Here is a 25,030-nt window from a genome sequence, read left to right on the forward strand (position 1 = left end):
TAAGACAAGCATTTTTATTACCATTCTTTTGGCTCATAATTCAACTCAGCAAACAACTGGCGTTTCTCCTTTTTGCTAAGGTCGCGCCACTGTCCCATCGGCAAGTTTCCAAGCTCGATATTCATGATCCGGGTGCGCTGGAGGCGAAGGACCTCATACCCAAGCTCTGCACACATGCGTCGAATCTGACGATTTAACCCTTGAGTCAAAATAATCTTGAAATCAAATTTAGATAGTTGTTCCACTTCGCAAGGTAGTGTCTTGGTTCCTAGTATCTTCACACCTTCAGACATCTGCTTCACAAAGTCCGGAGTAATAGGTTTATCAACAGAGACGATGTACTCTTTTTCATGTCTGTTTTCCGGGCGCAAAATTTCATTGATGATGTCTCCGTCGTTTGTTAATAGAATCAGACCTTCCGATTCCTTATCAAGACGCCCGATATGGGAAAGACGCAGAGGATGATTTACCAGGTCAATGATATTTCCCTTTACTTTCTTTTCCGTGGTGCTGGTGATGCCGATTGGCTTGTTCAAAGCGATATAAACATTGTCTCTGGCAATTCGGATAAGTTGACCGTTGACCAATACCTCGTCTCCAGGGTTTACCTGACCGCCTATCTTGGCAACCTTGCCATTGATTTTTACTCTGCCTTCTTCGATCAATTTATCGGCCCCACGCCTTGAAGCAACACCAGAGTCACTTATAAATTTATTGATTCTCATTCTAGTACACGTCCTTATATGAAAAATGAACTCACTCTTATATAGGAAGAGGAGAGGAATATTCCTGTATATGTACCCTATCATACAATAAACAAAGGACCGCTTACAAATGGCGGCGGAACAAATAGAAGCGTGGAAGATGGGAGTGTTGCTTTAACGCTTTAACGGGGAGCGGGTCAGACCCCTTAAAATATTTTCATGTAATTTCTACCATTGAAAATGCTAGAAACCTAGTATTTATCTGCAAATTTTCGACAATTTTCTTTTCTAGGTATATTTATTCATGAAAATATATTCATCTTTGGAAAACATATATTGAAAAAATGGAAGTTTACGAATATAGTTATGATAGTAAGGGTTTTCACTTTACTATAAATTTATAATTTTGGGGGAATTACAAAATGAAAAAGGGTTTAATTGCAACGATCATCACTGTTCTAACAACGATGATCTTTCTAGTAGGTTGCGGTACAGACAACAACAACAGTGGTTCTGACTCTGCTTCTGGCGATGGTAGCGGTTCTGACTTAATGGTCGGAATGGTAACGGACGCTGGAACAATTGATGACAAATCTTTTAACGAAGGAACTTGGAATGGAATCCTTCAAGCTAAAGAAGACTTCGGCATTAAAGAGAAATACTTAAAGCCTGCTGGTACTACAGAAGCTGATTACATGCAAGAAATTACTAACTTATATGATGCAGACTTTAAATTTATTGTTACTCCTGGATTTAAATTTGAAACAGCGGTATTCCAAGCACAAAGCCAATATGAAGATGCAAAGTTCGTCTTAATCGACGGATCTCCACATAATGGCGATTTCAACCCTGTAGTAGGTGAAAACACAGTATCTATCTTCTTCGCAGAGCACGAAGCTGGATTCTTGGCTGGTGTTGCTACAGCTCTTGAGTTAAAAGAAGGCGAAGCTGGATTCATTGGTGGTATGGAAATTCCTCCAGTTCAAAAGTTCAACTGGGGCTTCCAACAAGGTATTGCATACGCTAACGAAAACTTAGATACAAATGTAAGCATTAAAGAAGAAAACGTAGTGTACCAAGGTACATTCGATGATGTAGCTGCAGGTCAGCAAATTGCTGGAGCAATGTTTGACCGTGGCGTAAATGTAATCTTCGCAGCAGCGGGTGGAGTTGGCGTTGGGGCAATCAACGAAGCGAAAACTCGTGTTGAAGACGGAGACGATGTATGGATGGTTGGAGTAGACGTTGACCAGTATGAACAAGGGAAAATGGATAACGGTGAATCTGTAATCCTAACTTCTGCAATGAAGAAAATCGACACAGCTGCAGCTGATATGATCAAAGCAGAAATCGATGGAGAATTCCCAGGTGGCGAAACTCTTACATTTAATGCGAAAAACGATGGTGTAGGACTTCCTGAAGAAAATCCAAACTTAAGTGATGAAACATCTACTAAAGTTGATGAGATCTTTGAACTAATCAAATCCGGTGATGTAGAAGTATCTGCTGAGCAAGGCGATTTGATCAAGTAATACGTGCAGTGCCTAGCATAATCTTCTACAGCAAACTCGTTTGCTAGATTCAGATTGATAAAGAAAAGGCGGGGTGACCCGCCTTTTTTAATGCAAATGTAAGAGGTTAGTTGTCTGTCCTCTTGGGATAAATAAACAAAAAAGGGAGAATCACTCTATGGACTATGTAGTGGAGATGCTCAATATCCGGAAAGAATTTACTGGAATAGTTGCCAATGATGATATTACACTTCGTCTGAAGCAAGGGGAAATTCACGCCCTTCTTGGAGAAAATGGTGCCGGGAAATCAACACTGATGGCTATTTTGTTCGGTATGTATCAACCGGATAGAGGATCTATAAAAATAAATGGCAAGGAAACGAAAATTGCCAACCCTAATGTCGCGACAAAACTCGGTATCGGGATGGTCCACCAACACTTCAAGCTGGTCAGTAACTTTACGGTAACAGAAAACATCATGCTTGGTTCCGAATTGCATAAAATGTATGTGCTTGATAAAAAAACGGCCAGTAAAAGAATTGAAGAATTGTCGAAAAAGTATGGCTTAAATGTGGATCCACATGCGAAAATTGAAGACATTTCCGTCGGCATGCAACAGCGTGTTGAAATTCTGAAGATGCTTTATCGTCAAGCTGACGTACTTATTTTGGACGAGCCTACCGCGGTTCTTACCCCTCAGGAAATTGAGGAACTGGGTAAGATTATGAAGAACCTTATCGCAGAAGGTAAATCGATCATTATTATCACGCACAAACTGAAAGAAATTAAGGCAATGGCGGACAGGTGTACGGTTATCAGAAGAGGAAAGACAATTGGCACGGTAAATGTTGCGGAAACGTCCAAAGAACAAATGGCTGAAATGATGGTAGGACGTGAAGTTAACTTTAAAGTCGACAAAACTGAAGCGACTCCAAGTGACGTTGTGTTAAAGATGGACAATGTTTCAGTGAAAAAGGGCAAAGACGTAGTTGCCCTTAAGAATATGTCCCTAGAACTGAAAAAAGGGGAAATCCTTGGCATTGCAGGGGTAGACGGAAACGGACAGGCTGAAATTGTGGAAAGTATTACGGGCTTGAAGCAAGCCGACTCCGGAACCATCCTTTTTGAAGGAAAAGACATTACCAAAATGCCGGTCCGTTCTAGAATTGCAAGCGGTATCGCTCATATTCCTGAAGACCGCCATAAACATGGACTTGTCTTAGATTATACAATTGAAGAAAATATGGTTTTAGAATTGTACCATAAAGAACCTTACTCCAAGCGTGGCGTGCTCAATTTTGCTGCGATTAAAAAGCATGCAGATAACATCATTAAAAGCTTTGATGTCCGTTCTGGGGAAGGCGGAAAGTCTATTGCAAGGTCCCTCTCAGGTGGTAACCAGCAAAAGGCGGTAATCGGGCGGGAGATTGAACTGGACCCGACTTTGTTAATTGCGGTTCAGCCTACTCGTGGACTGGATGTTGGTTCTATCGAGTACATCCACAAAAGACTTGTGGAACAGCGCGACAAAGGGAAAGCGGTATTGCTTGTGTCCTTGGAATTAGATGAAGTATTAAATGTTTCAGATCGCATCGCTGTTGTCAATAATGGCCAACTTGTCGGAATCGTGAATGCAAAGGAAACAAACGAGAACGAACTTGGTCTGATGATGGCAGGCGTGATGAAGGGGGAAGAAGAATGAGAAATGGCATAATCTCGTTACTTGCTGTCCTTTTCGGTTTGATTGCAGGTGCGATATTGATGGCAGTCACAGGTAATAATCCTGTGGAAGGATATAAATATTTATTTGAAGGCGGTTTGAAAAACCTGTCTAGAATGGGAAATACACTTGCAACAGCGACACCGCTAATCTTTACGGGTCTATCGGTTGCATTTGCTTTCCGTACCGGTTTATTTAATATCGGAGCCGCAGGACAAATGCTCATTGGTGGTTTTTGTGCGGTAGCTGTCGGACTGACGTTTGATTTGTCCAGACCGTTACTTTTAGTAATGATGGTCGTGGCAGGATTTATCGGAGGAGCACTTTGGGCTTTTATCCCAGGACTATTAAAAGCAAAGTTTAACGTACATGAAGTAGTATCCACCATTATGATGAACTGGATTGCCTACTGGACGGTATACTATGCGGTTCCTGCCTACTTTAAGGGCGAGTTTTTGGAAACAGAATCTAAAAAACTACCAGAATCTGCATCTTTACGTACACCAATTTTAACGGAAATGTTTGATGGGTCTTATATTAACCTTGGTTTATTTATTGCTGCCATTGCAGTGATTATCTTCTCCTTCATCATCAATAAAACCACACTAGGTTATGAGTTGAAGGCGGTTGGATTTAACCGTGATTCAGCGGAATATGCAGGTATTGCAGTTAACCGAAGTATCGTTACTTCCATGGTTATTGCCGGTGGTCTGGCTGGTCTAGGCGGAGTTGCATTCTACGCTGGAAATGCGACAAGCATTCAAATAGGTATTTTACCTACTCAAGGCTTTGATGGAATTGCTGTGGCACTTTTAGGTGCAAACACAGGTATCGGGGTATTATTGGCTGCTATTTTCTTCGGTCTTCTTTATTCAGGTCGCGGATTTATGAACGCGATGACAGAGATCCCACCAGAAATTGCGGACTCTATCATTGCAATCATCATCTATTTTGCTGCTACAAGCATCTTGATAGATCGCATGATTCGATATTTTATTAACAAAAAGAAAAATAGAAAACAACCAGCGATTGTTCAAAACACAACTGAGAAAAAGGAGGAGGTATAAGGTATGTGGACAGTGATTCAACAAATAGCACCGTACGCAATCATCTTCACTATCCCTCTTTTGATCACAGCGCTAGGAGCTTTATTTAGTGAGCGAAGTGGAGTTGTAAACATTGGTCTAGAAGGATTAATGGTAATTGGGGCATTCACTGGAGCGCTTGTTATTTTGAACATGCAGAAAATGATGCCTGGGCAACAAACAGCAATCTGGATTGGTCTGGCACTTGCTACCTTGATGGGATTATTGTTCTCCCTTCTTCATGCATTTGCAAGTATTAACCTTCACGCCAATCAGATCATCAGTGGAACAGCCATCAATATGATTGCTGCAGCTATCACGGTGTTCTTGGCTCGTAACATTACAGGTAGCGGAAACATCCAAATCAGCACATTAAAACCTTTCAATGTTCCATTTTTATCAGATATTCCAGTGATTGGCAGCTTGCTATTCACTAGAACTTACGCAACGACTTGGCTCGTTCTAGCTATTTTGCTAGTAAGTGCATTTATGCTGTATAAAACTCCATTCGGGCTGCGTCTTCGTTCATGTGGGGAGCATCCACATGCAGCAGAAGCAGCAGGAATCAGCGTAAGTAAAATGCGTTATATTGGCGTTATGATCTCAGGAGCTTTCTCTGGACTGGGTGGAGCGGTTTTCATCGTTACAACTGGTGGAGAATTTAACGGAACGGTTGCGGGACTAGGTTTCTTGGCACTTGCTTCCTTGATCTTCGGACAGTGGAAACCACTTGGAATCCTTGCGGCAACTTTGTTCTTCGGATTCGCCACTACGGTTGCGAACGTTTCACAGGTAATTCCTTCTTTAGCTGTCATTCCGCCAGTATTCTTGAAGGTATTCCCATATGTTGTAACATTAATTGCGTTAATCGTGTTCTCTAAGTCTTCTCAAGCACCAAAAGCGGTGGGAGAACCGTTTGATTCTGGGAAACGATGAGACATCAAAAACACGCTCTCTTTATGGAGGGCGTGTTTTTTTAGGCATATTATTTGTCGATTTGCATATATTCTTATCGGTTTAAACAGTATTCCCTTTATTCCGGTCAGTAAGGTACCATGTAAAATAATTGTTCCGAGAGGCTCTAGAGTTGAATTTGCTGGGTTTTCATCCCAGCTTCTTTATTATTTTAGTTATAATAAAAGAAAGAACATCCAAATGAGGAGAAAAACAATGCATACTTCCGAACAAGAAAAACTGATAAATAAAGTCGAGGAATATATAGAAAATAACCTAGAGATCCCACTTAGCCTTGAAAAGCTAGCCTCCATTTCTACTTACTCTCCTTTTCATTTTCAACGCATTTTTAAAGCGCAGGTAGGTGAAACTCCAGCTAATTATGTGAAACGCCTTAGAATGGAAAAAGCTGCCCATCTATTAATATATGAACATAGCATACCCATTACGCAAATTGCGTTCATGTGTGGCTTTACTTCTCTTTCTTACTTCACCACTTCCTTTCATACCTTTTTCCAATGCAGTCCTTCTTATTGGAGAGAAGGTGCCTATCTAGAGAGGTTTCCACGAGAATATGCTGATAATAGCAAGAAATCTAAACATCATCGCAATATGAAGCAAGAACAGCAGTTCAACAACGGATATAATAAATACCAGTGGCTCAATCTTGAAAAAGTGAAGGTCATGGAATTTCCAGTGTATACAACTGTGAAAAAGCAAAATGTCGGTCCGTACACACAAGGGATACCGGATGTTTGGGAGACTGTGTACCATTGGGGAAAGGCTCGAGATATTATTGCGGAAAACACGTTCATGTTTGGGGTGCCTAAAAATAATCCATTTATAACTCCTGCGAAAATGAGCAGATATGATTGTCATCTAGCTGTAGAAGGGTTGATGGACGATAGTCTAGTGACCTATAGTTTCAAAGGAGGAAAGCATGTAGTCTATGAGTTCGATGAGCCTGTAGATTATATTGAAAGGAATAAACTAATAGAGTGCTACTCGGAGCTATACAGCTTTTGGCTTCCTAAAAGCGGATTTAAATACTTGGATAACCCAATGGAACTTATAACCATAAAACCAAAAAAAGGTAGCTTGGAAGTAGATGTTAGAGTGAAGGCCATTGCATTAGCCATTGAGCCTAAATAAAAGTCGAATTAAAAGTAAAAGCCAAAAAGAGGAGAAAAGATAAAATGATGAATTGGTCTGAAATGGATGTTGTTGCAATACTTATAGGTGCCTTTTTGTATGCAGTTTATGGAGGAATCTATTACACGATTATGCTCGGAAAAAAGAAAGACACGCAATTCAAACAGACGGAAGGCCCGCTTAAATATGTGATGTCTATCATGATTGCATTTGTCAGCTCTTTTATTGTAGCATCTTTCGTGCAGGTAGCAGGAGCAGAAGGCATCCTGAGCGGTCTAATAGTAGGATCGTTAATAGGGATAATAATTACTCTAGTCTATTTAAAAAATACATTGTTTGGACTGGTAACAAAAAAAGCATTCTATATTGCTGTGGGTGACCATCTCATCATATTCACAATGCTAGGTATGGTTCATGGAGTCATAAATGGAATATAAGGTTAAATAAGCACTATGGCGGATTCATTTCCGGTGTAGTGCTTTTTTATTTTGTGTTGCCAATCTTTCCCTAGTACTTAACATTTATAGACCAAAAGTCCTGTGAAACAAAACTACAAAATAGTAATTGATTTATGAAACTTTATTTAATAAAATAAAAAGTAAGAAATATCTGAAAATAGAGGAAGCCTATATGAATAGAGAATTAATTTTTATCCAGGAAAGTTTGCATACTTTCAAGCCATCAGAACGAAAAGTAGCAGAATTCATTTTGGAAAAACCTGCAGACGTGATAAACATATCCATTCAAAAGCTTGCTGAAAATACTCAAGTCAGCGAAGCGACCATCATCCGACTATCCCGATCGCTTCAATGCAAGGGGTTTAAAGAGCTAAAATTAAAAATTGCCTATGACTTGGCAAAGGCGAAAGCTGAAAAAAATCTAGAAGGTTATGAGGATATACCCAGAGATGACTCGGTGTCATCGATGATTCACTCTGTTTCTCAAAACAATATTCAGGCAATCCATAACACGGTGGGAGTGTTGGATGAAGCAGAGTTAGAGAGAGCCATTGAGCTGATTTCCAAAGCAAGAATTGTTGCCGTATATGGGATTGGAGCATCCGGCCTTATTGCCATGGATTTTAAACAGAAGCTCACCCGGATTAACAGATGGTGTGAAGCGGCTTATGACAAAGACACCCAAGTAACCATTGCTGCCAATCTATCGGAAGCCGATGTTGCTTTTGGCATTTCCTATAGCGGCCATACGGAGGATATCATTGAATCGCTCAAAGTAGCAAAAGAAAACGGGGCTTGTGTCATTACACTGACAAGGTCAGGAGAAAATCCGACTTCTGCTATTGCAGATGTGAAATTAAACACCACAAGCTTAGAGAGGAATGTACGAAGTGGTGCAACGAGCTCGAGGATTGCACAGTTGAATGTCATCGATATATTGTTTTTCGGTGTAATGAAACTGAATCAAGAACGGAATATCAAAGCGTTGGATAAAACGCGTAAAGCAGTGGAGGCGTCCAAGCGGCATGTATGAAAATTATATCGATAGCTTAATTGAAAACAAGGAGCTGCCGGGAGCAGTTCTTTATGTGAAGAAGAAAAGGCAAATGCAGTGTTACAAAGCTGTCGGTAGCTTCATTGCGGCGGATGAGCAGAACTATCCCATAACGAAAAATACTTTATTTGATGTTGCCTCCTTGACCAAAGTGGTGGCGACGCTTCCTGCAAGTCTACTGTTATTGAGCACAGGAGACTTGCACCTTGAAAAGCAAGTGCAGCATTATTTGCCGGATTTCAGATATAAAAAAGTGAAGGTGGAGGACCTGCTCACTCACCGCTCCGGGTTGCCGCCAGACCTTCCGTATGTGGCAAGGGATGGGCAAAGGGATGTGATGGGGGACATTTATAAGACGGAGCTTCGGCATGATCCTGGGATATCCGTTGCTTATAGTGATCTTGGCATGATTCTATTAGGGAAAATCATTGAAAAAATTGCTGGTCAGCCACTGGATACCTTTACGAAGGAACATATTTTTACACCTTGGGGATTACATAATACAGGCTATAAACTTCCCTCAAATATGAAAGCGTTTACTGCCTCGACAGAGAAATTTGGCGCTCACTACATACAAGGAGAAGTGCATGATGAAAAAGCTTTACACCTGGGAGGAGTGAGTGGCAGTGCCGGGTTGTTTTCCACTGCCAAAGATATTGCCAAGTTCGCTGAGCACTTTTTATATCCAGATGAACAAAATGTTATTCCACCAGAGATGATGCGACTGGCAACGCTCCATAAGCAATCCAACCGTGGACTTGGATTTGAAGTATGGAACAGGGAAGGGGACCCGTTGTCATGCGGGCCAAACTGGCCTAAAGGTTCATTTGGCCATACAGGTTTCACCGGCACCAGTGTTTGGGTCGATTCACATAATGAGCTGATTGTTGCATTCCTTACCAATGCCGTTCATTACGGCAGATCTACCAAGATACGAACTATCAGGAAAACATTGCACTCGATGATTTACTCCTCCATCCAAGGGGAGACTTCATAAATATTCTTTTAAAACAAGGGGGATTCACGGTGAAAGGTAAAGGGAGAATTTGGTTATTAAGTATAATGGCGCTAATGCTAGTCGTTTCCGCAGCTTGCTCCAACCAATCTGGAGGATCAAACAGCGACAACAATGACGATGACAGCGTCACACTGACTATCGGAAGCTGGAGAACAGAGGATTCAGAGAACTACCAAAAAGTAATTGAGGCATTCAACGAAAAACACCCAGACATCAAAGTGGAATTCAAACCGTCCAAAAATACGGAGTATAACACAATCTTAAACACTTCCCTGCAAGCAGGAGAAGGCCCAGACATCATTCACCTGCGTCCATATGCCCCAGGTCGTGAATTAGCAAAAGCAGGCTATGTAGAGCCAATTGATGGCTTAAACGGATTAGATACTTTTCCTGATGAAACACTACAGGCATCAAGAGGGGAAGATGGCAAACAATACGGTGTTCCATTGAACTTAAGTACCACACAAGTATTTTACAATAAAGCTATTTTCAAAGAGCACGGGCTTGAAGAGCCAAAAACGTGGGATGAGTTTATTGCCATTAATGAAAAGTTAAAGACTGAAGGTGTTACACCACTTGCGTTCGGAACAAAAGAAGGCTGGTTGTTATCCCTTGCACACGGAATTTTTGGCCCTGCACACTGGGGTGGAAATGAATTTGTAGAAAAAATTTCAAAAGGGGAAACAGACTTTACAAGCCCTGAGTTCGTAAAATCTATTCAAGTGATGGAGGATCTTAAAGAATATTTCCCTAACAACTCAGAAGGACTTGGTATGGAAGATATTCGTACACTTTTCTTCACAGGTCAAGCAGCTATGTTTCCTCTAGGAAGCTGGGAAATCGAAGTATTGCGTGAAATGAATCCAGACTTAGAACTTGGTTTCTTCCCAATGCCATCAGCAGTTGGTGGAGAGCCAACCCTTACAACATGGGTGGATGGTTCATTCGGAATTAACGCAAACTCCGAGCATAAGGAAGAAGCAAAAAAATTCCTGGAATTCTTAACAACAGAAGAGTTTGGTAAACTTTTCACAACAAACTTTAAGATGATCAGTGCTATTCCAGGCGTTCAATCCGACAATGAATTGGTGAACGACCTTAGCAAGGCAGTAAGCGACTATTCTACTCCATACATGATGCTTGTTTACTTCGCAGGTGGGAATCCATCTTCCAAAGTAACCATTGAAACCGAACTTCAAGGAATGTATATCGGTGAACAAGACGTAGACGGAGTCGTAAAAACATTGCAAGAAAACACAGAGGCTTGGTTTGAGCCGTTTCAATAAGTAGTGATTGTTTTAAAGCTGTTGATTGGAGCAAAAGGCGTAGACTCCTGCGGGGGAGTAGCGACAATGTTGAGACCCCTGAAGCGTTGTGAGGAGGCTCAAGGTCGCCCCGCGGAAAGCGTAGCCGTTTGCGGAAATCAAAAGCGGTGTTCAAGCAATACAGCACATTAATAAGTAAGGTGGCGGAGAATATGCAAATCGAAACCAATACACCCATTGTGAAACAAAAGAAAACGAGAAACTGGAAAAGATGGGCCATCCATCTTTTCCCTATTCCCGCCCTGCTTATTTTCAGCATCTTCATCGTCTATCCACTAGTAGCGGCCTTATCATACAGCTTTTACGACTGGAATGGCATAACAAGAGGGGCATTTGTAGGCTTATCAAACTTCATCGACCTCTTTACCCTGCAACCATTCAGTAACATGTTCTGGAATGCAGCCAAAAATAATGTAGTTTATTTCGCCGTGCAGATGGTTGTTCAAAATGGAATAGCTTTCGTATTGGCATTTATTATTTACAAAAGGATCAAAGGGTCGGAATTCTTAAAGGTTGCTTATTTCCTACCTCGATTATTGTCTGTCATCGTAGTAGGTTTCCTTTGGAAGCTCATATTAAATCCAAACTTTGGTGCCCTTAACGTTATCTTAGGGGAGTTTGGTATGGAATCCCTGCAGAAAGCATGGCTTGGTGACCCTAAAACAGCACTTATAGCCATCATTTTGGTGAACTGCTGGTTTGGTATTGGATTTGCGATGTTAATATTTCTGGCAGGACTACAATCCATCCCTAAGGAGCTAGTGGAAGCTGCAAAATTGGACGGAGCAAACGGAGCGAATGTTATTACTAAAATCATTCTGCCGTTGATGGTACCTTCCATCATGATCATGACCGTTTTAACATTTATTCAATCTTTCGAGGCATTTGAACTTGTCTATGCTATGCAAGGGTCACAAGGAGAGCCTTATTACTCCACAGACTTATTGGCAGTATTCTTTTATCGTTTAGCATTTGGCGGTTCAGCAGCTGGAGACTCAACAGCAGTCGGACTTGGTTCAGCACTGGCTGTCGTACTGTTTTTGTTTATCGCAACATGCACAGCACTATTACTTAAATACATGCAGAAAAAACAAGTGGAAATGTAGGTGGGAAAAGGTGAAACAGACATTATGGACGAGACCAATATACTATATCATTGCCTTTGCATTCGCCACAATCAGCCTGTATCCCATTGTGTTAATGGTATTGTCATCCTTTAAGCCGAGTGCCGAGATATTTATGAATCCTCTTTCTTTTCCAAAGAGCTTCAGCTTGGATACTTATAGAAAGTTGTTAGAAGAAGTGCCATTTGGTACCTACTTTTTCAATAGTGTGTTTGTCAGTGTCGTATCTGTGCTTCTCATATTGGTTACCACATCATTGGCAGCATTCTATATTGCTAGATATACGTTTTGGTGGAATAATATCTTATTCTTCTTTTTCCTGATGGGGATGATGATTCCTATCAAACTTGGGATTGTGCCATTATTTATTTTAATGAAAGACCTAGGTTTATTGAATTCGCTTTGGTCCCTTATTTTCATGTATACAGCAGGAGGAATTCCATTATCCATCCTCATATTGACCGGATTCTTCCGGACGATGCCGGTGGAGTTGGAGGAAGCAGCCAGAATGGACGGCGCGAGTGATCTTAGAATCCTTTGGAGCGTCTTGATTCCATTAATAAGACCGGCATTGGGGACCGTTATGATCATCAATTTCATTTCCTCATGGAATGATTTCTTTTTCCCTCTGATTTTCATTACCGATGAAATGAAAAAAACGATTCCCGTCGGCATGCTTTCCCTGTTTGGGGAATATTCAGCGGACTGGGGGACACTTTTCGCCGGGTTGACCTTATCCTCCCTTCCAATGATCATCTTATTTTTTATCGCATCTAAGCAATTTATGGATGGGCTGACAGCTGGTGCTGTTAAATAGCCTGGAATGATATATTAAAATGTATTAAAAATATGGAAATAGTTGGTTGGCATGCAATCCTAGCCGGGGGTGTATGCCTTTTTAGGTGAGTTTTGCAGAGATGGCCTTGTTTGTAAGGGCTAACCATTGGTTTTATAGCCAAGTTTTGAATTTATACTTTTTGATTTATAATCCATTTTGCTTCATATAAACTCCATTCGACACACGAACTAACAAAAACCGACACCCTCATTCCCAGCGGGTACCCTCCTACTCCCTGTTAAGGGAAGAAGGTCCTGGTAAAATTTATCCATTTCCCCTAACTTTTACTTTCATACAGTTTGCACCACTTTTTAACGGGGTACGTAAAAAAGGTATGTCCTTTTTTACATAATCTAATTTAAGGAGTGGAGCAGCGAATTGAGTAAAAAGGTGGACCAGCAAAGCAAACATGACCAATTAGATAAGTACCGTGTTGAGGATGAAGGGAAGACCATGACGACCAACCAAGGAGTCAAGGTCTCAGAGGATGAATTCTCCTTAAAAGCAGGCGAACGCGGACCTACCTTGATGGAGGACTTTCATTTTAGAGAAAAGATGACACACTTTGACCATGAGCGCATCCCGGAGAGGATTGTCCATGCAAGGGGATTTGCAGCCCATGGCGAGTTTGAATTATATCAATCAATGGTGAAATATACAAAAGCGAAATTCTTGCAGGATACTTCTGTAAAAACGCCTGTGTTTGTGCGCTTCTCAACGGTTGCGGGGTCTCGTGGTTCAGCTGAAACGGTTCGTGATGCGCGAGGTTTTGCAACGAAATTTTATACAGAAGAGGGGAACTACGATCTTGTCGGAAACAATATCCCAGTGTTTTTCATTCAGGATGCGATAAAGTTCCCTGATCTTGTACATGCACTGAAACCTGAACCGCATAATGAAATGCCGCAAGCAGCCTCTGCCCACGACACTTTTTGGGATTTTATCGCAAATAACCAGGAGTCTGCACATATGGTCATGTGGGCGATGTCTGACCGCGCCATTCCGAGAAGTCTTCGAATGATGGAGGGCTTTGGCGTCCATACTTTCCGCTTTGTAAATGCAGAAGGAAAAGCTCATTTTGTTAAATTCCACTGGAAGCCGGTACTTGGGACGCATTCACTTGTTTGGGACGAAGCACAAAAAATTAACGGAAAAGATCCTGATTTTCATCGTCGTGATCTTTGGGAGTCGATTGAAAACGGGGACTATCCTGAATACGAATTTGGCGTACAGCTTCTTGCAGAAGAAGATGAGTTTAAGTTCGATTTTGATATTCTAGATCCAACGAAGCTTTGGCCGGAAGAAGATGTACCTGTGAAGATTATTGGAAAATTAACACTCAATCGCAATGTTGACAATGTGTTTGCCGAAACGGAACAGGCGGCATTCCACCCGGGGCATGTCATACCCGGCATTGATTTTTCCAACGACCCGTTATTACAAGGTCGTCTGTTTTCCTATACAGATACCCAGCTTATCCGATTAGGTGGGCCCAATTTCCACGAGCTTCCTATCAACAGGCCAGTATGTCCGTTCCATAATAATCAGCGTGATGGTTACGGCCGTCATACAATCAATAAGGGCCCGGTAAGCTATCATAAGAATTCATTAGCTTCTAATACCCCGAGGCCGGCAAGTGAAGCAGAAGGCGGTTATGTCCATTATCAAGAAAAGGTTGAAGGCAGAAAAGTGAGAACGAGAAGTAACAGCTTCAAGGACCATTTTTCCCAAGCAACTTTATTTTGGAACAGCATGTCAAAGCCGGAAAAAGACCATATCAAGCAGGCATTCAGCTTTGAGCTTGGAAAAGTAAAGAGCAAAGACGTGAGGCAACAGGTTGTGGACATGTTTGCCAATGTGAACATGGAACTTGCTGTGGCCGTGGCGGAAGCTGTTGGTGCTACTAAGCCGAGTGGGTCAGGGTCTTCTGTTACAAAATCATCGCCTGCACTCAGTCAGGAAAATACGGTCAAAAAGCCTGCCACACGTAAAGTGGGAGTTATTATTTCTAATGACTTCCAAGGTAAGGAAGTAGCATCTGTTCTAGAATCACTGAAAGGGCAAGGCATGCAGCCGGAACTTATCAGTGCCAAGCTTGGAATGGTGAAGGGTAGTGGCGGTGTCGAGTTAGAGGTGGACCATACGTTCCTGACATGTGATTCGGTCTTGTTTGATGCGCTTTATGTGGTGGGCGGCAAAAATGTCGACAAGAAATTTGACCGTGAAACCACCTATTTTGTGGAGGAAGCCTATGATCATTTTAAACCGATTGGCGCTACCCATGATGGTAAGCAGTGGCTGGAGAAACTAGAGATTTCTGGCGCTCCGGGTGTGGTGCTCGCTGATGAAGCAAGTCAGTTTGTGTCTAGGTTTGTCGATGCAGTTTCGGCGCATCGACATTGGAATAGGGAAGAAATTTAAAATTTATTAAAAGTAAAAAAGCAGCCTGAATTGTAAAGTTTGGGCTGCTTTTATTTTTCTTCCCCACATTCCCCAGTCCCCCATTTACACAGTGACTTCATAGTTGGTTGGAGGGTTAGCGCTTCTTCTGTAAGCTCATATTCCACATGCAACACTTTCCCTGGAAATTCTGTTCTTTTAACCATGCCCAATTGTTCAAGCTCACGAAGCTGATCGGTCAGTACTTTTCGATTAATTTCTGGAATTTCTCTTTCCAGCTCAGAAAAGCGTTTAGGACCATTTTCAAGGGCACAATATACTTGCGGTCGCCATTTACCACCGATTACAGTTAGCGCACGGTTGACGGGGAATTCTGTCGGTTCCACATTAAGCAGTCCTTTCTATTTCAAGGTCAGTTACCTTAAAGTGCGTACTTTTTTATTTATGCATTATATTTTACCCTATCATTATTAGCAAATTATTTTATTTGAGGAGGAGAAGTTTTGAGATATCCAAGAACTTTTTCACATATAGGATTATCCGTTCCAAACTTGGAACAAGCAGTTAAATTTTATACAGATGTGATGGGTTGGTACGTCATCATGGAACCAGCTGAAGTAGTGGAGGACGACTCTGCGATTGGTGTAATGTGCACAGATGTCTTTGGAAAAGGATGGGGCAAATTCCGCATTGCGCATCTGGCGACTGGAGACAAAATTGGAATTGAACTATTTGAATTTCCGCAAAATGAAAAGCCGGAAAACAACTTTGAATACTGGAAGACAGGTATTTTCCATTACTGCGTTCAAGATCCTGATGTAGAAGGACTTGTAGAGAAAATTGTTGAGCATGGTGGCAAACAACGTATGCCGATCCGTGAGTACTATCCTGGAGAAAAGCCATATCGCATGGTTTACTGTGAAGATCCATTCGGAAATTTGGTAGAAATCTACTCACATTCATACGAGCTTACTTACTCAGAAGGTGCTTACTAATATTAAACGAATTTTCTAGCTGTTAATTGGAGCATAGGACGAAGACTCCTTTGGGAGGTAGCGCTTAGAGGAGACCCCGCAGGCTTGCTGAGGAGGCTCCGCAAGCGCCCCGAGGAAAGCGAAGTCCGGTGCGCAAATTAACAGCGGTGTTTATAGAATATATATCCAATCTAGGAGGGGAAACGAAATGAAAGCATGGTTATTAAAAGAAGCAGGCAGTCTTGATCATATGGAGTGGGGAGAGATTGCAGACCCTAAAGAAGGAAACGGCGAGCTGCTAGTAAGAGTTAAAGCAGTGGCTTTGAATCCTGTTGACTACAAAGTAGCTACGAACGGCAACCCGGCTTGGAGCTATCCGCACATTGTCGGTGTGGACCTTGCAGGTGAGGTGGTATCAGTAGGCGATGGAGTGACAGGCTTTGTAGCTGGCGACCGCGTTGCTATTCACACAAACCTTGGAAAAAAAGGTGCGTTTGCTGAATTGGCAGTGGTGGATGCACGCGCAGCTGGACGTATTCCTGATGAAGTTTCTTTTGAAGATGCAGCAGCTATTTTGTGTGCTGGAATGACAGCATATGAAGCAGTGGTTCAAAAATTGAATGCTACCCATAAAAAGAACATTCTTATTCATGCAGGTGCCGGTGGAGTTGGTGGTTTTGCCATTCAACTGGCGAAAATGCAGGGGCTGAAAGTGTTCACGACTGCTTCTAAATCCAATCATGACTGGGTGAAGAATCTTGGTGCGGATGTGGCTATTGATTACAAAGAAGAAAATGTGACTGATCGCATTATGGAAGAAACAAACGGACGAGGAGCAGACTTAATTCTAAATACAGTTGGCCGCGATGTAGCAACAGAAGATTTAGAACGTCTCGCATTCTCAGGCCATCTGGCGTACATTGCAGGCGGTCCAGACCTTTCTGGTGTAAAACCATTCTCCTTGTCTCCATCGATCCATGAGGTGGCTCTGGGAGCTGCACACGCAAGCGGAGAAGATCGAGCGGTCAGCAACCTAGGCTTCATGGCAGAAGAGCTCATGAGCATGGTGAAAGATGGACGGTTGGAGTCACTTGTAACAAAGGTTCTTACGAGGGAAGAATTGGTGGAAGGATTAAAGGAGCTGCAAGGGCGTCATGTAAGAGGGAAGATTATTGTGAAGATGTAGGTTGCTTTAATTAGAACGAAAAGTCGGGATGCTGATCTCGGCTTTTTCTTTTTGCGGAATTTGTCGGATTTATGGAATCGCCCGATTACTCCTGAAAATCGCCCGTATTTTGAAATTATCGCCAGATTGCTGTCCAGAATCGCCCGTAAGTTTTTATTTTCGCCCGTAATTCCAACTTATCGCCCGATAACCGCTAAAAATCGCCCGATAAGTTTTTTCTCGCATTCAGACCGCGCTCCTCTTTAATAAGATAAAATAAAATATATTTGCCTAAATGACATATATATGTTGCATAAAGTAATATAAAATGTATAATAATAAGTATAATCCAAATTTTACAAAGAGGTGAAGGGGAATGAGTTTTTTTGGCGGATCAACAAAGGTGGAAGATGAGCGGATTGTAACTGCTCAGAACAAGATTTATCGGGAAATCTATTTTCTCGTAATGGCAATCTGTCTTATTTCCATGGGGTTTAAGTTTTACCAATACGGCTTTGGTGTCAGCTCCATTTACACAGAGCTAGCGATACTTTTTCTGCAAGGTGTCTATTACACGTCAAGGGGTGCAAGTATGGGGGTATTATCAGATGAGGTAGAAATGCATGATCGAAAGAGTAAGGTGCCAATGAAGTGGAAGACTCTTCTATGGGGTGGTGTCTTTGGTGTCATCATAGCAATATTCTTCGGATTAAACAGCGCCCTTAATTATGCCGACACGACTGCACAGGCATACTCCTATTTTTTCATGGTGTTCTTTGTTTCTTTGATAATCTATATACCGTTTTTAGTATTGTTATCAGGAAGTACGTTCCTGGCTGCGATGAATCGTAGCAAAAAGGCGGCAGAAAAAGAACTAGATGAAGACGAAATAGAGCGGTGATCAACATGAAAAACTTAAAAATGAAAATGGCGAGAGTCGAGAAAGATTTGTCTCAAGACGAACTGGCCAAAATTGTAGGGGTGTCTAGGCAAACAATTGGCCTAATCGAACTCGGAAAATACAATCCAAGCCTCAGCCTTTGTCTTTCTATATGTAAAGCCTTATCGAAAACCTTAGATCAGTTATTTTGGGAAGAGTAAAAACAAATTTCAATTGGAGATAATTCCCCCACTATGAAAATATACTTTAGTATAACTTTTTATAGGGGGGGATTTTTTTGCCTAAAATTGAAATAGATTCTGGTGTGGAGCTGTATTATGACGACCAAGGAGAGGGCACGCCTGTCATCTTTATTCATGGAGTGTGGATGAGCAGAAAATTCTTCAAGGGTCAGCTGCCCTACTTTAGCCAAGAACACCGTGCCATCACTATCGATTTAAGGGGGCATGGCGACTCTGCCCAAGTTACGGAAGGCCACACCATTTCCACCTATGCAAAAGACTTAAAAGAGTTCATTACAAGGCTAGACCTCAAGGATGTCGTGCTGGTTGGCTGGTCGATGGGAGCATTCGTAATTTGGGAATATCTTCAACAATTCGGGCAGGAGAACGTTAAAGGAACGGTCATAGTGGATGAACTTGCCTCGGACTTCAAGTGGCCTGATTTCCCTATTGGCGCCTTTGACCTGGCAACCTTGACCCACTTTATGAGAGAGGTACAGGATAACAGGGAAGAGTTCTTGAAGGGCTTTATTCCTCTCATGTTTAAAGAGGACGTTTCCCTAGAAGAGATGGGCTGGATGCTTGAGGAGACGATGAAACCAACGTCAGGAGTGGCAAGCGCCATATTATTTGATCAATCTGTGGTGGACTATCGTTCTACTTTCCCGTCGTTAACCAAACCAACTTTGCTCTGTTTTGGAAAAGCCGAGAAACTGATTCCGGTTGCTGCAGGAGAGCATCTGAAGGAAACGATAGCTAACAGTGAGCTTGTTCTCTTTGAGGAGAGCTGTCATTGTCCATTCCTTGAAGAGACGGACCTGTTTAATAGAGTAGTATCCAACTTTATAAAATCACTCTAAGAAGGGCCTGGCCAAAGTTGAAATTTTGGCTAGGCCCTACGTCTTGATGAACCAGTTTTTTTTCCTTAGAATAAAAGTATAGAAATATTCTGAAAAAAGGAGTGGGAGATATGAAGCTAACCGAAGAATTAAAGAGTTTTCCCTATCCGTTTAAAGGTGACACCTACCGTTACTCCAATAACTCAACCCTTCTGACACCTCCCAGAAGCATCGACATTACAGAGGGCTATCTAAAGGAAATCCAACTAAAAAGATCCTTACTATCAGACCACCATTCTCGTTGTTTTCAATCCTTTCCTCATACAAACAAGGCCCAGTGGGAAGCGATGGAGTTTGTCATGACAGACCTGGCTAACTATTTTCCAGAAAGTTTTTCCCTCAAAAAAGAAGGGCGAAAACACATTTTCATCAACCACATTCTTCAAGAAGAGTGTGAATTTACGATGGGGGATAGCTCCACTCTACAATATGAGCCTTTAGACTTCATTGGCAGGCATGTGCAGGAAGACTTAATCTTAATGATGCAGCGAGATGGCGATCTTTACCTCGATGCAGGCCAGCTCTGTTTTCCTGCCAATTGGTCACTGGCCTTTAACCATGGTATGAGCTTCAAAAACATTCACTTTCCGATTCCGGGATTTAAGGAAGAAGGCTTGGACGAGCGAATTTTGCAATTTCTTTTAAGACTGGAAGCAGGTAACCCATGGGGAAGGAAAAATTGGTCTCTTATGGCTGGCAATAGGCTGGATACTTCCTTAGAAACTTTTGATGTATGGGGAAAGGACAGAAAGAATGTAACGGTTGAAAATGCAGGTGAGTTCGTACATTTACGGGTAGAGGTTCAAAAGCTCTTTCGTTTGCCACGTTCAAATGCCATCCTGTTTACCATACATACACACCTGTTACCGCTTGAAAAGCTGATCGAAGTTCCTGAATGGATGCAGCAATTCTATCAAATTTTAGTAGAGCTTCCGTCTCATATTGCAGAGTATAAAGGGATTTCATTATATAAGGATAAGGTTTTGGCATATATCGAAAAGAGAAGGGAGGGCGTTCTGTGAACGATATAAAGAACGAACCGATCTTCCAACCGGGAAAACGGCACTACGTTCTTTGTGGGGATGAGGAAGGCTTAGATAGCTTGAATTCCATTAAGCAAACCTTAATAAACGAGCAGATGTCTTTTGAAGAAATACACCTGATTTCAGAGTGTTCTTCTGAGGTGGACAAAAAGCTTGGAATGCAGAAGATAGGGGCTTTTCTTTATGTTGCAGCAGAAGTTAAAATGCTGAGAAAAGTCATATATACAGCTAAAAAACTAGGATATTCCTCAGAAGAGGCTCAATACATTATTGTAGGAGAGGAAAATAAGAGGATTTTTTGTTGTAGATGCTATTTCATTTCAATAGTTAACAACACAGTGAATATAGGTGAACTCGTGAACTGTACTGCATGCAGCTTGCAGCTGGAATTATCCGATCATTATTCGCCTGTTAAAGAGGCTTATTTAGGCTATGTTGCTCAAATTTAGAAAGAAGAGGGGGATTACATTGATCTCAGAAAATAGAATAAAGGTAAGGATAGAGGCAATAGCAAGCGAGACGAAGACTATTAAGCGATTTACTTTCGTGGACGTTGATAATAATGCGTTACCTGCATTTAGCCCAGGTTCGCACATAATTTTATATTTGAACGGAAGGGGAGGGGAGCTGGAACGAAGATATTCGTTAATTGGCAGTCCGGATAGCACATATACTTACCAAATTGCAGTAAAACTTCATGAAAAATCCTCTGGAGGATCATCTTATTTACATAATAAAGCCCAAATAGGAGATGTTTTCCAAATTAGCTTCCCGAAAAACTATTTTCCTCTTAGTTTTCAAGCCCGACACCATGTTTTCATTGCTGCTGGCATCGGTATTACTCCCTTTTTATCTATGATGAGTGATTTAAAAGAACAGGGTGCTTCCTTTGAACTTCACTATTCTACAAAAACTAAAGAAGACTGTGCCTTCTATTCCTATTTAACGAAAACATACCCAGAGCAAACACATTTTTATTTCACCAAACACGAAAATCGAATAGAAACTAACATTCTAGTAGATCAGTACATTGGCACCCATATATATTTATGTGGTCCAGAAGGGTTTACTTCCTCTTTTTCACGTGCTGCTACATCTCTTGGCTATTCTCCTGCAAGCATTCATTACGAATATTTTTCTCCACCTAACATACATAAGCCTCGGCCATTCATTTTAGAGCTCACAAATGGCAGCTTTTTGTCTGTTCCTGACGAAAAGTCCACTTTGGATGTTTTATTGGAAGCAGGATACCCTGTTTCGCATTCTTGTAAGGTTGGCCGTTGTGGAACGTGTGAGCTTCCCATCCTGGAAGGGGAGGCGGAACACTATGATTCCTTCTTATCAACGAAGCAAAAAGAATCTCAAGCTTGTTTTTTACCATGTGTATCCCGAAGTAAAACGGATACTTTAAAGGTTGAATACAGTAAAAAATAGAAATAAAAATGGGATATTGTAGAAGTTTACAAATATCGTGTACAAGTATACAAAATGTATACAAACGTAGACAAATAAGTAAACTTGTATACAAACACGTAAACACGTTGATATAAAAGGATGTGTACAATAAAAGAATACAAGTAAACAATAAGTGTATACACGTATACATTTGTACACATAATCGTATACAATTTTTACACTTTCATTACTTTTCTTGAGAATGATTGAATAGTAGAGTAACTTTCTGTACGCTTAACATATACTTACTAGTTTTATTTTCTTCTACAGGAAACAAATATTGTATTGAGGAAAAGAAAGGAAGATGAAGAATGAGTTATTCAAGAATTGCAGCAGTCGACGTAGGTAATGATTCTATTAAAGCTATTTTTGGAAAATTGGATTCAGAATTAAACATTCCAAATGTTATCGCTAGAGATATTGAAGATCGCCCAGTTATCGGGATTGAAGAGTTAGACAGCAAGGATCCACTAGATGGTATCCATGTACGCGTTCACTCCCCTGCCTTAATGGACAATAACGCAATCTATCGAATTGGAAATCTGGCAACAAAGAGCAATAATGCAACAGAACTAGATCCAGGTAGCAGCAAATCCGAAGAAGACCAAACATTAGTTATGTTATTTGCTACTTTAGCTTTGGATGCAGTTAGTGCGCAAAATGAAAAAACATTCCCTCGCAATAAAAATGTAGTGGATGCAAACTACACATTAGGAACAGGTCTTCCACTAAGAGAAGTGAAAGAAGGCAAGGATGCGGGCTACCGTTCCAAACTTCTAGGTTCTGTTCATCAGGTAGAATTTTTGATTACACCTAAATACCAAGGCATCAAAGTTAATATTAAATTTGATGAAATCAAGGTTTATCCAGAGGGCTTCGCGGCTTACATTAACCTTGTATTAGATAACAACGGCAACATCATTAATAAGGACCTAATCGATAAGCGCATCCTTATTCAAGATATCGGCGGCCTTTCAACGGATATCGCAGTCATCAAAAATCGTAATGTCGATGACGACAAAGCACAAGGCTTCAATCTTGGAGTGTCTGAAGCACTTGAGCAAATTCGTGAAGAAATCCGTTCCAAGCATGGCATCGAGCTTGATAGCAGAAGAGATGTGGTAGAAATCATTACGAAAAAGAATGACCGCAACCACATCATGGTACGCGGGAGCAGAACGAGCGTTCATGATATCACGGACCGCATTCTTTTAGACTTAGCTAAAAAACAATACCGTCTGTTGAGAAATATTTGGCAGAAGAATTCCCAAACAGAGATTTGCTATTTCGTTGGCGGTGGTTCTACTGTCCTTAAAGAATATCTAAAAACACTAAATAACAATTTGGACGGCTACAACATTGACTTCTTTGAAGATGAAAAGGAAAGCATCTGGATGATGGCAAATGCCTATTACAAATTGATTGCTGACTATGTAAAGAAAACAGGCAAGGATAAAGAGCCCAAAGAACAACAAAAACCTGTGAAAGCGTAAATAAGGTGATTGGATGAAGAATTCCAGTTCAAGTCAGGGAATTCAGAGGGGACAAGCTATTTCGTTCCGTATCCCTTCTGATACGCCTGACCATCTAATTAAGCATTTACAGCGTCTAAAAGAGACCGAAAGAAGGAATTTCTCTAGTAAAATAGCGGAGTTTGTTCTCCAAGGTGTGACAAGTTCACATGCACGGGAAAAAGAGACAATCTCTATCCCACTTCCAAAATCTTTATCTAAAACCCAAAGAGATTGGCTGAAGCATCAGCATTCGGAAGCATTGCTCGGCAATATCGTCTTTCAATTGCTTTCAGATCCTGTTCGTGCAACAAGTATTCTCGCGGCCATGAACAGCAATTCCACGGATATTGACCAAGCTCTGTACCTTCAGGAGGATAAGCCATACAAATCTGATGAAGAGACAGATAAAAAAGTCAATGCTAACGTATTAAACGATGACGATTTAGACTCTTTTGACTGGGATACAGCTCTACAAGAGCAGGCGTCCACAGAAGAAGAGGAAGAATTGGATGTGGAAGATGTCGATAAGATATTGGGAGATTTTCTTTCGCATATGAATAAGTGATTAACCTAAAGGGTCGCTATGAAATTAGCGGCCTTTTTGTCTATGTTTTTTCCTCTAATAAGAATAGATTCCCTCTTAAGTGACCATAACTGATAAAAAGAAAAAAGACGGGAGCAGGAGTCTATGTACTTATTATTGGTTATTGTGGTTTGGATTTTATTTGCGTATCGGTTCATTGATTGGGCCAACTGGAGGAAACACTATCCCACAGTACTTTTTTTTATCGTTGTAAATATGACACATAATATGGTCTATTTCAACCATACATTATGGGCTTTCAGGGGTGTGACATTGGATTGGTTAAACCATACGTTTATCAATCTTGCTTTTACATTTATCATCGTACCGGCGGGGCTTTTCATCTTTTTACAGCGTTTCCCAAAGCAAAAACGCAATCAGTTCATCTATTTAGCTGTTTGGGTAGCCTTCTACACTGCATTAGAGTGGTTGTTTTCTTTAAAAGGGATGTATGTGTACGATAATGGGTGGAATAACTGGTACAACATCCTTTTAAACTTGGTTTTATTTATCATCTTAAGAATGCATGACAAAAATCCTGTGAGAGCCTTATTAGTTTCCATTGTATTGGGAATACTATTCGTATTCATGTTCCCTGTGCCATGGGAAAGTCTCAAATAATAAGAGGTGTTTAATAAGTGGTTATACGTGATGTATTGTCTGTACCAGTATTTCTACTCTTACTGTTTTCCACCTATATTATCATGTGGGTTTATATTGAAAATGAAATAAGAAAAGAGCGTCAAAAGTAGGAAGGGCCTAACCATTTAGGCTCTCAGATTGTCTACAAACTATAAACTAGTTAGGTTATCTGTTGGAAGAGTTGATCTTCGTTGCAGGAGCTTCGCTTTCCGCGGGCAGTCCGGAAGCCTCCTCGGGCTACGCCCTGCGGGGTCTTCCATGTCCTTTCCTCCCGCAGGAGTCTTCGCTCC

The 25,030-nt window shown here is 41.2% G+C and carries 25 protein-coding genes; 23 read left to right on the top strand and 2 right to left on the bottom strand.

All coding sequences use genetic code 11. From position 1 onward, the window contains the following. Positions 1 to 17: 17 nt before the first annotated feature. Positions 18 to 725 carry a 23S rRNA pseudouridine(2604) synthase RluF gene (rluF, locus tag LC091_RS09385; RefSeq protein ID WP_226681767.1) on the bottom strand — a complete coding sequence of 236 codons (708 nt, stop codon included), beginning with the start codon at positions 723 to 725 and terminating at the stop codon, positions 18 to 20. A 401-nt stretch (positions 726 to 1,126) separates the two neighbouring features. On the opposite strand from rluF, the gene LC091_RS09390 reads away from it, so the two are divergent. The 12 genes from LC091_RS09390 to LC091_RS09445 all read left to right on the top strand — a co-directional run bounded on the left by LC091_RS09390 (position 1,127) and on the right by LC091_RS09445 (position 15,364). Further along, complete coding sequence (locus LC091_RS09390; protein WP_226681768.1) at positions 1,127 to 2,236, top strand: BMP family lipoprotein; 1,110 nt, start codon at positions 1,127 to 1,129, stop codon at positions 2,234 to 2,236. 157 nt (positions 2,237 to 2,393) lie between these two features. Next, the gene (locus LC091_RS09395; RefSeq protein ID WP_226681769.1) at positions 2,394 to 3,917 is read left to right on the top strand and encodes an ABC transporter ATP-binding protein; all 1,524 of its coding nucleotides are present in this window, start codon (positions 2,394 to 2,396) and stop codon (positions 3,915 to 3,917) included. Then, on the top strand, positions 3,914 to 5,002 hold the full coding sequence (locus LC091_RS09400; protein ID WP_226681770.1) for an ABC transporter permease: 1,089 nt from the start codon (positions 3,914 to 3,916) through the stop codon (positions 5,000 to 5,002). The genes LC091_RS09395 and LC091_RS09400 overlap by 4 nt, the downstream gene beginning before the upstream one ends. A 3-nt stretch (positions 5,003 to 5,005) precedes the next feature. Then, positions 5,006 to 5,956, top strand: coding sequence for an ABC transporter permease (locus LC091_RS09405; protein WP_226681771.1), 951 nt, complete (start codon positions 5,006 to 5,008; stop codon positions 5,954 to 5,956). 234 nt (positions 5,957 to 6,190) lie between these two features. Then, on the top strand, positions 6,191 to 7,126 hold the full coding sequence (locus LC091_RS09410) for an AraC family transcriptional regulator (protein WP_226681772.1): 936 nt from the start codon (positions 6,191 to 6,193) through the stop codon (positions 7,124 to 7,126). Between the two features lie 44 nt (positions 7,127 to 7,170). Continuing rightward, entirely contained in the window at positions 7,171 to 7,563 is a 393-nt protein-coding gene (locus LC091_RS09415; RefSeq protein WP_226681773.1) for a DUF1761 domain-containing protein, read from the top strand. A gap of 193 nt (positions 7,564 to 7,756) precedes the next feature. Next, on the top strand, positions 7,757 to 8,617 hold the full coding sequence (locus LC091_RS09420) for a MurR/RpiR family transcriptional regulator (RefSeq protein WP_226681774.1): 861 nt from the start codon (positions 7,757 to 7,759) through the stop codon (positions 8,615 to 8,617). Further along, a complete protein-coding gene (locus LC091_RS09425) occupies positions 8,610 to 9,635 on the top strand; it encodes a serine hydrolase domain-containing protein (protein ID WP_226681775.1) in 1,026 nt (341 codons plus the stop codon). Before LC091_RS09420 ends, LC091_RS09425 begins: the two co-directional genes overlap by 8 nt. Positions 9,636 to 9,664: 29 nt before the next feature. Continuing rightward, positions 9,665 to 10,942: an ABC transporter substrate-binding protein gene (locus LC091_RS09430; RefSeq protein WP_226681776.1), complete on the top strand. Its 1,278-nt coding sequence runs from the start codon at positions 9,665 to 9,667 to the stop codon at positions 10,940 to 10,942. A gap of 191 nt (positions 10,943 to 11,133) precedes the next feature. Further along, complete coding sequence (locus LC091_RS09435; protein WP_226681777.1) at positions 11,134 to 12,087, top strand: carbohydrate ABC transporter permease; 954 nt, start codon at positions 11,134 to 11,136, stop codon at positions 12,085 to 12,087. Between the two features lie 10 nt (positions 12,088 to 12,097). Then, on the top strand, positions 12,098 to 12,922 hold the full coding sequence (locus LC091_RS09440) for a carbohydrate ABC transporter permease (RefSeq protein WP_226681778.1): 825 nt from the start codon (positions 12,098 to 12,100) through the stop codon (positions 12,920 to 12,922). A gap of 399 nt (positions 12,923 to 13,321) precedes the next feature. Beyond that, positions 13,322 to 15,364, top strand: coding sequence for a catalase (locus LC091_RS09445; RefSeq protein WP_226681779.1), 2,043 nt, complete (start codon positions 13,322 to 13,324; stop codon positions 15,362 to 15,364). Positions 15,365 to 15,414: 50 nt separating this feature from the next. Here LC091_RS09445 and LC091_RS09450 read toward each other — a convergent pair whose 3' ends face one another. Next, positions 15,415 to 15,729, bottom strand: a complete 315-nt coding sequence (locus LC091_RS09450; protein WP_226681780.1) for a winged helix-turn-helix transcriptional regulator — start codon at positions 15,727 to 15,729, stop codon at positions 15,415 to 15,417. A gap of 117 nt (positions 15,730 to 15,846) precedes the next feature. Here LC091_RS09450 and LC091_RS09455 point away from each other — a divergent pair, with 117 nt between their 5' ends. The 11 genes from LC091_RS09455 to LC091_RS09505 all read left to right on the top strand — a co-directional run bounded on the left by LC091_RS09455 (position 15,847) and on the right by LC091_RS09505 (position 24,719). Next, a complete protein-coding gene (locus LC091_RS09455) occupies positions 15,847 to 16,338 on the top strand; it encodes a lactoylglutathione lyase family protein (RefSeq protein WP_226681781.1) in 492 nt (163 codons plus the stop codon). Positions 16,339 to 16,525: 187 nt separating this feature from the next. Continuing rightward, positions 16,526 to 17,503: a zinc-binding dehydrogenase gene (locus tag LC091_RS09460; RefSeq protein ID WP_226681782.1), complete on the top strand. Its 978-nt coding sequence runs from the start codon at positions 16,526 to 16,528 to the stop codon at positions 17,501 to 17,503. A 355-nt stretch (positions 17,504 to 17,858) separates the two neighbouring features. Beyond that, positions 17,859 to 18,383, top strand: coding sequence for a DUF6773 family protein (locus tag LC091_RS09465; protein WP_226681783.1), 525 nt, complete (start codon positions 17,859 to 17,861; stop codon positions 18,381 to 18,383). Positions 18,384 to 18,388: 5 nt separating this feature from the next. After that, positions 18,389 to 18,583 carry a helix-turn-helix transcriptional regulator gene (locus LC091_RS09470; protein ID WP_168864771.1) on the top strand — a complete coding sequence of 65 codons (195 nt, stop codon included), beginning with the start codon at positions 18,389 to 18,391 and terminating at the stop codon, positions 18,581 to 18,583. A gap of 77 nt (positions 18,584 to 18,660) precedes the next feature. Then, complete coding sequence (locus tag LC091_RS09475; RefSeq protein WP_226681784.1) at positions 18,661 to 19,464, top strand: alpha/beta fold hydrolase; 804 nt, start codon at positions 18,661 to 18,663, stop codon at positions 19,462 to 19,464. A gap of 110 nt (positions 19,465 to 19,574) precedes the next feature. Further along, complete coding sequence (locus tag LC091_RS09480; protein WP_226681785.1) at positions 19,575 to 20,525, top strand: heme-dependent oxidative N-demethylase family protein; 951 nt, start codon at positions 19,575 to 19,577, stop codon at positions 20,523 to 20,525. Further along, positions 20,522 to 20,995 carry a hypothetical protein gene (locus LC091_RS09485; RefSeq protein WP_226681786.1) on the top strand — a complete coding sequence of 158 codons (474 nt, stop codon included), beginning with the start codon at positions 20,522 to 20,524 and terminating at the stop codon, positions 20,993 to 20,995. Before LC091_RS09480 ends, LC091_RS09485 begins: the two co-directional genes overlap by 4 nt. Before the next feature lie 19 nt (positions 20,996 to 21,014). Then, a complete protein-coding gene (locus tag LC091_RS09490) occupies positions 21,015 to 21,980 on the top strand; it encodes a PDR/VanB family oxidoreductase (RefSeq protein ID WP_226681787.1) in 966 nt (321 codons plus the stop codon). A 332-nt stretch (positions 21,981 to 22,312) separates the two neighbouring features. Continuing rightward, positions 22,313 to 23,494 (top strand): ParM/StbA family protein, encoded by a 1,182-nt coding sequence (locus LC091_RS09495; protein ID WP_226681788.1) that lies wholly within the window; start codon positions 22,313 to 22,315, stop codon positions 23,492 to 23,494. A gap of 13 nt (positions 23,495 to 23,507) precedes the next feature. Next, on the top strand, positions 23,508 to 24,080 hold the full coding sequence (locus LC091_RS09500) for a hypothetical protein (protein ID WP_226681789.1): 573 nt from the start codon (positions 23,508 to 23,510) through the stop codon (positions 24,078 to 24,080). 123 nt (positions 24,081 to 24,203) lie between these two features. Next, positions 24,204 to 24,719: a CBO0543 family protein gene (locus LC091_RS09505; RefSeq protein ID WP_226681790.1), complete on the top strand. Its 516-nt coding sequence runs from the start codon at positions 24,204 to 24,206 to the stop codon at positions 24,717 to 24,719. Positions 24,720 to 25,030: the final 311 nt, after the last annotated feature.

Origin of the sequence: Sutcliffiella horikoshii (genome assembly GCF_020524325.1) — a bacterium.
Classification (GTDB): domain Bacteria; phylum Bacillota; class Bacilli; order Bacillales; family Bacillaceae_I; genus Sutcliffiella_A; species Sutcliffiella_A horikoshii_D.